Raw genomic sequence first — 7,571 nt, forward strand, 5'->3', positions numbered from 1 at the left:
CAACCCGGCGAAGGTATGCGGTCAGAGCACTAGAGGCGGATCCCAGTCACAAGATCATCACGCTTCACGCTGCCGGGGGCGAGTGAGGGGGCGCGGCTTTGAGCCTCGGATTGTGGTGCAACCCGAGCCGAAAGCGGATGCATCGACCTCGGTCCGCGTGACGGTTTCGACTGAGTGAACCTTTGGTTGGCGCATGTCAAGAGGCGTGAAGCGAATCTGAGTGTCCTTACGGTCACGGGGGAGCGTGACGTGAAGATACCGTCACGACTTCTCTCCTTTATGCTCACCCGACTTGCGGAACATGAGGTTCCGTATGGTGATCACGGGAGCTGTGATGAGACTCAAGGGGAGAAGGTTCTTCTCAGCTTCAGGGGGGCGGGCGAGAAGTTCGCGCGCCTTGTTGAGACGCACCGCAGTCGCGGTGGCCGCAGTCCTTGCGGCCGAGACGGCGTTGGTCTCACTGGAGACGGGCGCTGCGTTCGGGGCCAGTTCTGCGGCGACAGGTGCGGCGTCTGCCTCCTCGGGGACGAAGTCCGCCGCACCGTCGGCGGATTCAGTGGCGGCAGCGCTGTTGATGGCGCGTCTTCAAGACCGAAACATCGAGGCGACCTCCCAACGGACGGAGACCTCGACGACGTATGCGCTGCCCAGTGGCGAACTGCGGACGTCTACGTACGCCGCACCGGTGCGGCAGATGGTGGACGGCCATTGGCGGGACATCGACACCGCACTGTCGGACACCGGGCCCGCTTTGGAACCGGAGGTGGCAGCAGCCGACATCGCCGTCTCCGACGGGGGCGACACCGATCTGGTGGCGGTGACCAGGGGAAGCAAGTCTTTCGGCCTGGGGTGGGAATCGAAGCTGCCTGCGCCGGAGGTGAAGGACGACACCGCCTCATACGACCTGGGCGACAAGCAGACGCTGACGGTGACCGCGCTGGCGCAGGGCTTCAGCCAGAACATCGTCCTGGACGCCGCGCCCGGCGGGAACCTCGACTACCGCATTCCGCTGGAGCTGAAGGGGCTGAAGCTGTCAGTGGCCGACTCGGGCCATCTGCTGCTGAAAGACGCCGACAACAAGCTGGTCGCCGAGGCGCCGGCTCCGATGATGTGGGACTCCTCCAAAGACGACTCCTCGGGCGAGTCCAGCCACCAGGCGAGGGTCAGTACCAAGGTCGAAACCGCCGACGACGGCTCCCAGACCCTTGTCCTCACGCCTGATGCCGACTACTTCGCGCAGGACCTGACCTACCCGGTCACCGTTGACCCCACGTCCACTCTGGCAGTGACCACGGATACGTGGGTGGCCACCAACTATCCGGACTCGCAGGTCTCCTCTACGGAGCTGAAGTCGGGCACGTACGACGCGGGCACGACGAAGGCCCGCTCCTACCTCAAGTTCGACGTGTCGGCGTTCAAGGGCAAGCACATCACCGACACCAACCTCGCCCTGTACTCGTATTACTCCTCAACCTGCTCGACCTCCGGGGCGGGCACGCAGGTGCGGCGGATTACCACGTCCTGGTCGTCCTCGGACATCACCTGGGCCGCCCAGCCGTCCACTACGAGCACCGGCGCGGTAACGAACAAGGCGGCGCTCGGATACAGCAGTTCCTGTCCAGCCGGCACCGTGAACTTCGACATCGACGCCATCGTGCAGGCGTGGGCGGACGGCTCGAGCAATTACGGCCTGCGCATCGCGGGCGGGGACGAGGCGGACTCCACCACGTGGCGCCGGTTCCGCTCGGCCAACTACGTCTCCGGGGACGGTTCGAGCGAACCGCACCTGACCGTGACGTACAACTCCTACCCGGCCGTGCCGAGCTCGCTCGGTATCACGCCGTCGCAGGTCAACACATACAACGGCAAGCGGTACGTCACCTCGCTCACGCCCGCTCTCTCGGCCAAGGTGACCGACTCCGACGGGTCCAACACCAAGGGCCAGTTCGAGATCACAGCTGACCCCGCGTACGCGGACACCACCTACTCCTACACGGGCACCACCTCTTCGGTGGCCTCGGGGTCGACGGCGAAGCTGACGGTCCCCTCGGCTAGCGCCTTCCCGGCAGGTGCGCACCTGCGCTACCGGGTCCGCGCCTACGACGGCACGGACTACGGCTCCTGGTCGGGCTACACCACGTTCCTGATGAACACCGGCAAGCCCGTCGCGCCCACTGTTTCCTGCCCCACCTACGGAGAAAACGGCTGGACGGCCAAGGCCGGCAGCGCGGTGTCGTGCGCGCTGGACACTTCTTCCTCCGACGGCGCCGGCTACTCCTGGGGCCTGGATGACTCCTCGCTTCCGCACAGCAAGTTGGACACCACCGACGGTACTGGCGGTGACGCGGCTACGATAAGCATTGACCCGGCAAACGGCTGGCACACTCTGTACGCCCGCACGGTCGACTCAGGTGGGAACCTTTCTACGGCCACGACCGCCTACAGCTTCGGCGTCGGCGCCGACGGCGCGGCGATCCTCTCGCCTTCCGACGGGGACACCACCGCCCGCCGCCTGACTCTGTCGGCGAAGGGGCTCACCTCCTACACCGGAGTGACCTGGCAGTTCCGGCGTGGTGAGACCGACGATGTCTGGCACACCGTCCCCGCCGACGACGTGACCGCAGCAGGTGACCCGGTCTCCGCCTGGCCGGTCAAGGTCACCAACGGCGCCGCGACGAAGCTGGTGTGGAACGCCGTGGCCTCGCTGCCCGAGGACGGGGTGATCCAGTTGCGGGCCGCCTTTACGGACAGCACCACCACCGGGCACTCTCAAACTGTTGAGGTCACCCTCGACCGCGACGCGGGCACAGCACCGACGGCCGAGGTCGGACCCGGCACGGTCAACGCGCTCACCGGCGACTACACCCTTTCCGCCACTGACGCATCCGTTTTCGGGGCGAGCGTTGAGCGCACCTATTCCTCGCGTGTCAACGGCAACGACACCGAAGGTGAAGCGGAAATATTCGGCCCGGGCTGGGTGTCGTCCGTCACCAGCGAGTCGAGCGACTACACGCAGATCCGCAAGACCTCTGGCACCTCGCTGGAACTGCTGAGCGGGGATGGTTCCTCGGTCGCGTTCACCGCGACGTCGGCGGGTGGCTGGGCGCCCGAAATCGGGGCCGACTCCCTCTCCCTGACGGGCTCACTGTCCGGTTCGAAGTTCACGCTGAGCGACACCGATGCGAGCACCTACGTGTTCGCCAAGGCCTCCGACACGGCGACCACGTGGACGCTCTCGTCCTCCGCGACCGCGGTCGACGACTCGACGGTGACCACCGTCTCGGAAACCGTCACGCCGGGCGGCAAAGCGCTCACTCGCCCGACGTACGTGATCTCCCCGAACAGCGCCGTCACGGCCACCACCTGCCGAAGCGAGCCCTCCACCAAGGGGTGCCGCGTCCTGCAGTTCGTCTACGCCGATACCACCACCGCCGCCGACAGCGCTCTCGGCGACTACAAGGGGCAGGTCAAGGCGATCAAACTATGGGCCACCACCCCCGGCGCCGACACGGCCACCGCCGAAACCATCGCCTCCTACGCCTACAGCGTTTCGGGGCAACTGCGCCAGGTCTGGGACCCGCGGATCAGCCCTGCGCTGAAGACCGAGTACACCTACGACTCCGACGGGCACGTCGCCACGCTCGGTACGCCGGGTGAACTGCCATGGACCTTCACCTACGGCAAGGCGGGATCCGCTCTCACCGCGGGCGCGGGCATGCTGCTCAGCGCTTCCCGTCCGCCGCTGACGGCTGGCTCCTTGGGCACGGCGACCACCTCCGTCGTCTACGACGTGCCGCTCTCGGACAGCACCGCCCCGCACCAGATGGACACGGCCACCGTCGCCACTTGGGCCCAGGACGAAGCACCCACGGACGCCACCGCCGTCTTCCCCGCCGACTCCACACCCCCATCTCACTCCGGTATGAATCTGACCGCATCGTCGTACGACCGGGCCACCATCACCTACATCAACGCAGATGGCGAGGAGACCAACACCGCCACCCCCGGTGGCGCGATCACGACCACCGAATACGACGCCTACGGCAACACGGTCGCCGAGCTCACGGCGGCCAACCGCGAGCTAGCACTGAGCAGTTCCGACGCCGACCTCGCCACCCTCGGCCTCGACGGCTTGTCCACCGCCGACCGCGCCCAGCAACTGGCCACGGTCTCGGAGTACTCGGCCGACGGCGAACGCATCACCGACGAGTACGGCCCCTTGCACCAAGTCACCCTCACCAAGGAACTGAACGGTTCCACTCCTGAGACCACCCTGTCTGCCGGAACGGTGATCCCGGCACGCACCCACATGTCGTACACCTACGACGAGGACAGGTCGCAAACGGCCGCAGTCTCCGGACTGGTGACGTCCATCGTCACCGGAGCGGCCATCCCGGGCCATGCCGTGGATGCCGACACGGAAAAGTCGACGTCAGCCTACGACTGGTCGACCGGCCAGCAGCGGTCCACCAGCGGAGGCGATGCCAACGCCACAGTGACAACATTCGACAACGCCGGCCGGATAGGCACCACCCGTACCGCTGGATCCTCCGGCGCAGACGCGGACACGCTCACGTACACCTACTACAGCGTCGACGCCACCGGGACCTGCCACTCCGTGGAATGGGCCGGCCTGCTGTGCAAGACCGCGCCTGCGGCCGCCATCACCGGCGGCGGCAGCAACCCCACGCAAGCGGTCACCACCGTCTACACCTACGACCGCTGGGGCCAGGTCGCCAATAAGGCGGAGACCGCCAACAGCGTGACCCGGACGACCACGACCGCGACGGACGACGCCGGCCGGCCGATCAACACAGAGGTCACCGGCGGCACCGGTGCGGACACCTCCGCCATCAGCGTCACCTACAACAAGGACAACGGCCAGATCGGCAAGCAGACCTCGAAGGGCCAGAGCATCAGCTACACCTATGACGCCCTGGGGCATCTGACCACGTACGACGACGGCGCCGGCAACAGCACCACCACGACGTACGACATCCTCAACCGCCCGATGACGAGAACCGACTCGGCCCCATCCACGGTCAGGTACGCGTACAACACCGCCGGCCAGATGAAGACCCTGACCGACTCGGTCACCGGCACCTTCACGGCCTCCTACGACGCCGACGGCAACCTCACCTCCGAGACCCTGCCCGGCAGCTACACCCTGACCGTCAGCACCGACCCCACCGGCCAGCAGACCGGCCGGGCCTACACCACCTCCGACGGCACCACCGTCACCTCCGACACCGCCGGCTACGCGGTGACCGGCCGACAGACCGGCCACGCCCAAACCGACGGCTCCACCACCCAATCCGACTACACCTACGACAGCGCCGGCCGCCTCACCCAGGCCGCTGACAGCACTGGCACCGGGTGCACCGCCCGCACCTACAGCTTCGACGCAAGCAGCAACCGCACCGCGTTGAAGACCATCTCGGGCGACTGCGACAGCAGCACCGCCGACACCACCTCGGCCACCACGTCCTACAGCTACGACTCAGCCGACCGCCTGGTGAACTCCGGCTACACCTACGACGCCTTCGGCCGCACCACCACCAGCGGCAGCACGGCCCTGTCGTTCCACACCAACGACCGAGTCCACACCGAGACCGTCGGTACCAGCCGCAACACCTGGGATCTCGACCCACACGGGCGCCTCGCCGTCCAGAAGACCCAGGCCCAGACCACCGATGGCACATGGACCACCAGCAGCACATCAACAAACCACTACAGTGACACCTCGGACAGTCCCAGCTGGGCTCAGAACGGAAACACGACCAGCCGCTACGTCAGGGACGCAACGGGTGCGCTCACCGCGATCACAACTGGCTCCGGGACGACTGTTCTGCAGCTGGCGAACATCCACGGTGACATCACTGTCCAGCAGCCCCTTGACACATCTGTGGCCATCACCGTCCAGCACTACGACGAGTTCGGCAATCCATCCGCAGATACGGTTGCCACCCTCTACGGCGCCCTTGGCCGCTACCAGAGAGCGTCGGGCACCCTCAGTGGCGTCGTCCTCATGGGAGCACGCCTCTACGATCCCGCCCTGGGACGGTTCCTCAGCGTAGACCCCGTGTACGGGGCCAACGCGACCGCCTACGCCTATCCCGCTGATCCGGTGAACCGGTACGACCTGGACGGGCGCAAGCCCATCGCCAAATACAACAAGACCAACATCCGCTGCGGGTCCTATGCCTGTACCCTCAATCTGAGCCGGAAGCGGACCAAGAAACTCATCGACATGATCGAGACCGGACGGATCGGAGTTTCTGCAATCGCCGCGTGGATTGAGTACGCCACCGCCGGGGCAGCGACGCCAGCCCTGTTGCTGGCCGCAGCAATCTATGCGACGGGCGAGTACTTGAGCTCGTACTACGGAAAGCTGCTCGACTGGTATCCGAGGAGAGGTACAAAGACTGTGAGACCCTACTTCTACCTGGCGCCCACCTATGCCTGGCACCAGTAGACCGAGCGCAGAGCGCCCCCCTCGGCTGGCCGCGCTCGCAGCTCTCCGCTCCTCGCCCTTCGGGAAAGCGTCACTCATCGTCGGCATCGTCGGCGTCGGTGTCTGGATTCTCGGAGTAGTCATGTGGATTTTCCGAGGACATGAGGCCGAGGTAGACGTACTCGTGCTTTTCGTGTGCCCACTGATGGAGGGCGTCGCGATATTGCTGGTCTTCCTCCATCGCCGACGGGTGACGTCGCGACAAACATAGCCGCGTGGGCCCACATGCCCCCCGAACTGAGGGCCCGCCGGAAAGTTTCGCTTCCGGCGGGCCCTGTCATTACCTCACCGACTCTAAAGAGGGCGGGTCTGTCAAACGAGCGTGGGGTGGTTGGGGTTATTGACAGGCGGCCGTCGAAGGTGCTCAGTGCGGTCTTCCAGCGCATAGTCCAGCGGACCTGTGCTTGCCGGTGGGGCCGAGGGAGATGATCGCCATGTAGACCGTGTGGCTTCCGCGGTCAGGGCCCGGCTGGCGAGTTGTTCGGTGACGTGTTCGCAGCCCGTCCGCCGTCCCCACGCACGGTCACCAGATGGATCCTGACTCACCCCGACCCCCTGCCGGAGAGCGACCGCCCTGAAGCTCAAAGTCGTCCTCGCAGGCTGCCCCGAACTGGATTCTCTCACCGGGCACGTCCGCGTGTTCGAAGATGCTCACCCCGTTCCAGGGCGACCAGCTACCGCAATGGATCAAGGCCATCCGCGCCGACGACCTGCCCAGCCTCCACACCTTGGTCAACGGCCTCGAACGCGATCTCGCCGCAGTCCCCGCCGGCCTGACGCTGCCGTGGAGCTCCAGCATCGTCGAAGACCACGTCAACCGGATCAAAATGATCAAGCGACCGACGTATGGCCGGGCACACTCTCTTCCGCGGCCCCGGCCGGCCCTCCTGCCGGCCGGGGCCGTGCCGTGCGCGCCTGTGTCGGTGCCGTGGCGTGACGGGCGTGAGCGTAGGCGATGGTGGGACGGGCGGGATGGGCGGCGCGGCCGCGGCCGGGGATCAGGGCGCGCGCTCAACAGGTTGCGTGTCGGCGGGGCCGCCGCGCCCGTGGCGCCGTC

2 protein-coding genes and 1 pseudogene are annotated in these 7,571 nt (G+C 66.3%); 2 read left to right on the top strand and 1 reads right to left on the bottom strand.

Going from position 1 to position 7,571, the window contains the following annotated elements; translation table 11 throughout:
- Positions 1–694: 694 nt before the first annotated feature.
- Positions 695–6,475, top strand: a complete 5,781-nt coding sequence (locus GT030_RS22690; RefSeq protein WP_237522754.1) for a DNRLRE domain-containing protein — start codon at positions 695–697, stop codon at positions 6,473–6,475.
- A 70-nt stretch (positions 6,476–6,545) separates the two neighbouring features.
- Here the strand turns inward: GT030_RS22690 and GT030_RS35810 are convergent, their stop codons facing one another.
- Complete coding sequence (locus GT030_RS35810; RefSeq protein ID WP_202460444.1) at positions 6,546–6,695, bottom strand: hypothetical protein; 150 nt, start codon at positions 6,693–6,695, stop codon at positions 6,546–6,548.
- Positions 6,696–7,161: 466 nt separating this feature from the next.
- Here GT030_RS35810 and GT030_RS36665 point away from each other — a divergent pair.
- Positions 7,162–7,571: pseudogene (locus GT030_RS36665) on the top strand (hypothetical protein); the annotation flags it as partial.

The organism is Streptomyces sp. SID1328 (assembly GCF_009865595.1).
GTDB lineage: Bacteria > Actinomycetota > Actinomycetes > Streptomycetales > Streptomycetaceae > Streptomyces > Streptomyces griseoluteus.